The sequence below is a fragment of the Bacillus sp. JJ1127 genome, assembly GCF_036965845.1.
Classification (GTDB): domain Bacteria; phylum Bacillota; class Bacilli; order Bacillales; family Bacillaceae_G; genus Bacillus_A.
In genome coordinates this window covers 420-3,720 of record NZ_JBALQK010000329.1, presented here as the reverse complement: position 1 = coordinate 3,720, position 3,301 = coordinate 420, and the positions used below count along the sequence as shown (strand labels likewise).

Here is a 3,301-nt window from a genome sequence, read left to right as displayed (position 1 = left end):
AATAAAGTATATTAGTAAAAGGGGGAGAAGGATGGATAAGTTATTACAAGAAATCATAAATTGGGTTAGTATGACTGATGAACAGATTGTTATTGGTATTTCAGGACATGGGGCTGCTGGAAAAACAACGTTTGCCAATATGCTTGTAGACCTACTAAATCAAAATAAAGTGAATTATATTAATACAGATCCATACATTGTTAGTTCGGACATACGAAAGCATGCAATTATTCACTATACATATCAAAACGAAAATCATCAGAATAAAATGACGGCTTGTCATCCATCAGCGCATCATTTGTCTGCTTTAGAAAGAGATGTTCAGATGGTAAGAGCTGGTTTAGATTTTTATACGATAGATACGCATTATATGAAAAGCGAGTTGATTTCTTCAAAAAACAAAGTGACGATTGTAGAAGGAATGAGTGTCGCATTTATTAATCCCGATTTATTTGATTTGAAAATTTACTTCTATACAGATGGTGAAACAGAATTAATGAGAAGGTCTAGCCGTGATATTGCTGAAAGGGGAGCCAATATTAATTATTTAAGGCAATCTCATGAAGAACGTCGGATTCAGTACGAAGTGTTTATGCATCCATACAGTCAACATTTTGATATTATTATCAAAAATTCCGATGAAGCAATATGTCTAGAAAAAAATACATTTGAGTTTTATGGAGTTTAAATGCAAATGCTCTATTTGTTATGTTTATTATGAGGGTTCATTTTCATTACTTGGCTCTCAAATGAAGCCACTTTATTATTCACTCAAAAATCCATTCTCTATGACACAACTAGGTTTTTAAACGTAGTGTAGTGCTTTGTACATTCAATAGTAATCTTTAAATATAGAAAAATACTTGTTTTCGACCAAAAGACAGGTATTTTTGACATTTACAATAAAAACGTTTAAAAATGCCGGTCATGTTATTCCATTAAAGGAGCAGATTGTGGAATAACGCAGTCTTCCTGACGTTAGCTGTCAGGGAAGTTATATTATAATAGGTTATATCAATTGTGATTGGAGTGTTATTGGATGCAAACAAAAAAAGTTTATCTTTATGTATTTAATACAATGTCAGACTGGGAATATGGATATTTAATTGCTGAATTAAACTCAGGAAGATATTTCAAAAAAGATGTAGCACCTTTAAAAGTAGTTACAGTAGGAGCTAATAAAGAAATTATTACTACGATGGGAGGACTGAGCATAAAACCAGATATTTCCCTTGATGAATGTACTCTTGAGAGTAAAGATCTTTTAGTTTTACCTGGAGGGAATACTTGGAGAGAAGATATTCATCAACCTATCTTGAAAAAAATTGGCGAAACTTTAAAGCTTGGCACTATTGTTGCTGCAATTTGTGGCGCAACTGAGGCCCTAGCGAATATGGGATACTTAGATTCTAGAAAGCACACAAGCAATGACTTAGAGTATATTAAAATGGTCTGTCCTAATTATAAAGGAGAAAAATTTTATGAGATGGAACCTGCGGTATCTGGTGAGGATTTGGTTACTGCATCAGGAGTAGCACCTCTGGAATTTACGATGGAAGTACTGAAAAAATTAGATGTATTTGCACCAGACACATTACATGCATGGTATAACCTAAATAAGACTCATAAACCTGAATACTTCTTCCAGTTAATGAATTCAATAAAATGAAGAAGTTTTTTAAATTTGGGTGTTTAGGTATTATTGCCCTTGTAGTGATCGGTATCGTAGTAGCTGTTGCCGGTGGAGGAGATTCTGAAGAAACTAAAACAGAAAAAGCCAAAACTTATAAGGTCAATGAAGTTGTAAAAGCTAAAAAGGTTGATGTAACAGTTACAAAAGTAGAAGAAAAAGCATCTGTTGGACCTGGAATTGTTAAAAAAGATGCTAGTAATGGTGGTACTATTGTAGCAGTTCAATACAATATGAAAAACACTTCTGATAAACCAGTAAATTCTTTCTCATTGCCAACTATTCAATTAGTAGATGAGAAGGGAACTAAATATGATGCTGATGTTGAAGCAAGTGCAAGTTACGCAACTGAAACAAATATCGATAACTCAAAAGTTTTAAGTGACCTAAACCCAGATATCCAAGTAACAGGTACTAAAGCGTTTGAAGTAAGTAAAGAAAAATATGGTGCAGGTAAATGGTACTTGCTAATTGATGGAGACTACAAGGTTGAAATCAAGTAAGCATAAACAGACTGTAGACAAACTTGATGAAAATCGAGTTTGCCTACAGTCTGTTTTGTTTTAGAAATAGAAGTAATACAATGCTTGAGGTGAGTAGACGTAAATTAACTTCAAAATATACAATAAAAGTGAATTTTAGGGTTATTTTTTGTTTGCGTTTCAGATAAAATGATAAAATTAAACAAAAACCTTGTATAAAGATGGGGGAAAAGATGAACATTTCTAAACAATTTATTAAACCGTTTCCTGCATATGAAGAAGTATTTTATGATAATTTGGAACAGCATAAAAAACACTTTTTACCCATTTGCTCTATAAATTTACAATGCATTGAACCTGAATGGAACGAATGGGTACATATTGTGTCAGCAAAGGAAATTCACGACGGGTGCGTTGGCGATTTTACCCAACCGTTTCACACGAATTTTACAAAAGAAGATACGTTAGGCTTTGATGTCGTTGACGGAAAGTATAAATTTGAAGCAGATTGGAATTACTTTGAAATTGAGCAAAACCCTTCCGACATTATAGAGAAAACCTATGTACGTAATGAAAAAGACTATCAAATCCGTAAAGAATTTTTCCAACGTAATCAGAAAATGTATCCTTATTCTAGCTTTGGAAAAGAATTTACATCCGTAGAAGCATTGGAGCAAGAGTTTGTCGAAAAGCAAACAAATGGCTGGGGATTAGATTATCCCGAGGTAAATGGAATTCTGGATGATATACGTTTTATGACAGAAGAAGGGCAAGAATTATTGGAAGATTGCGTTAGCGAAGACGAAATTTTTGACTATACCAATCTACTGTATGTGCCAAAAGATGAAGATGGCCATCCATTTACATATGTTGGATTTGCTACAGGCTATTATTTTCAAGCTTATGGTGCGAATCGTATATACCTATTTTTCAATAAAAAATTAAGAAAAGCAGTAATTTGTTTTGAGTATACATAAGGTACAAGAAGCAGGAGAGACGGGAAAGAGCTGTCGGCAAGCATTTGATAGTTAAGTAGGTAATATTCACGATTCTGGAACAACACATTAAAGGGATTAAAAACAACTTACAGATCCTTACTCTACAGAAAATAAATCCATTTAAAAAAAGT

At 33.2% G+C, this 3,301-nt stretch carries 4 protein-coding genes; all 4 read left to right on the top strand.

Features of this window, described 5'->3' with window-relative positions; genetic code table 11:
- The first annotated feature begins 31 nt into the window (after nucleotides 1–31).
- Nucleotides 32–688 (top strand): uridine kinase family protein, encoded by a 657-nt coding sequence (locus V7183_RS23795; RefSeq protein ID WP_335361047.1) that lies wholly within the window; start codon nucleotides 32–34, stop codon nucleotides 686–688.
- A 351-nt stretch (nucleotides 689–1,039) separates the two neighbouring features.
- The gene (locus V7183_RS23790; RefSeq protein ID WP_335361046.1) at nucleotides 1,040–1,669 is read left to right on the top strand and encodes a type 1 glutamine amidotransferase family protein; all 630 of its coding nucleotides are present in this window, start codon (nucleotides 1,040–1,042) and stop codon (nucleotides 1,667–1,669) included.
- Nucleotides 1,666–2,193 carry a DUF4352 domain-containing protein gene (locus tag V7183_RS23785; protein ID WP_097899780.1) on the top strand — a complete coding sequence of 176 codons (528 nt, stop codon included), beginning with the start codon at nucleotides 1,666–1,668 and terminating at the stop codon, nucleotides 2,191–2,193. The genes V7183_RS23790 and V7183_RS23785 overlap by 4 nt, the downstream gene beginning before the upstream one ends.
- A 212-nt stretch (nucleotides 2,194–2,405) precedes the next feature.
- Nucleotides 2,406–3,149, top strand: a complete 744-nt coding sequence (locus V7183_RS23780) for a siderophore biosynthesis protein (RefSeq protein WP_335361045.1) — start codon at nucleotides 2,406–2,408, stop codon at nucleotides 3,147–3,149.
- Nucleotides 3,150–3,301: the final 152 nt, after the last annotated feature.

What these genes read in the sequence shown, in the direction of transcription:
- V7183_RS23780 (WP_335361045.1), top strand. Translation starts at nt 2,406, where the DNA reads ATGAACATTTCTAAACAATTTATTAAACCGTTTCCTGCATATGAAGAA.
- V7183_RS23790 (WP_335361046.1), top strand. Translation starts at nt 1,040, where the DNA reads ATGCAAACAAAAAAAGTTTATCTTTATGTATTTAATACAATGTCAGAC.
- V7183_RS23785 (WP_097899780.1), top strand. Translation starts at nt 1,666, where the DNA reads ATGAAGAAGTTTTTTAAATTTGGGTGTTTAGGTATTATTGCCCTTGTA.
- V7183_RS23795 (WP_335361047.1), top strand. Translation starts at nt 32, where the DNA reads ATGGATAAGTTATTACAAGAAATCATAAATTGGGTTAGTATGACTGAT.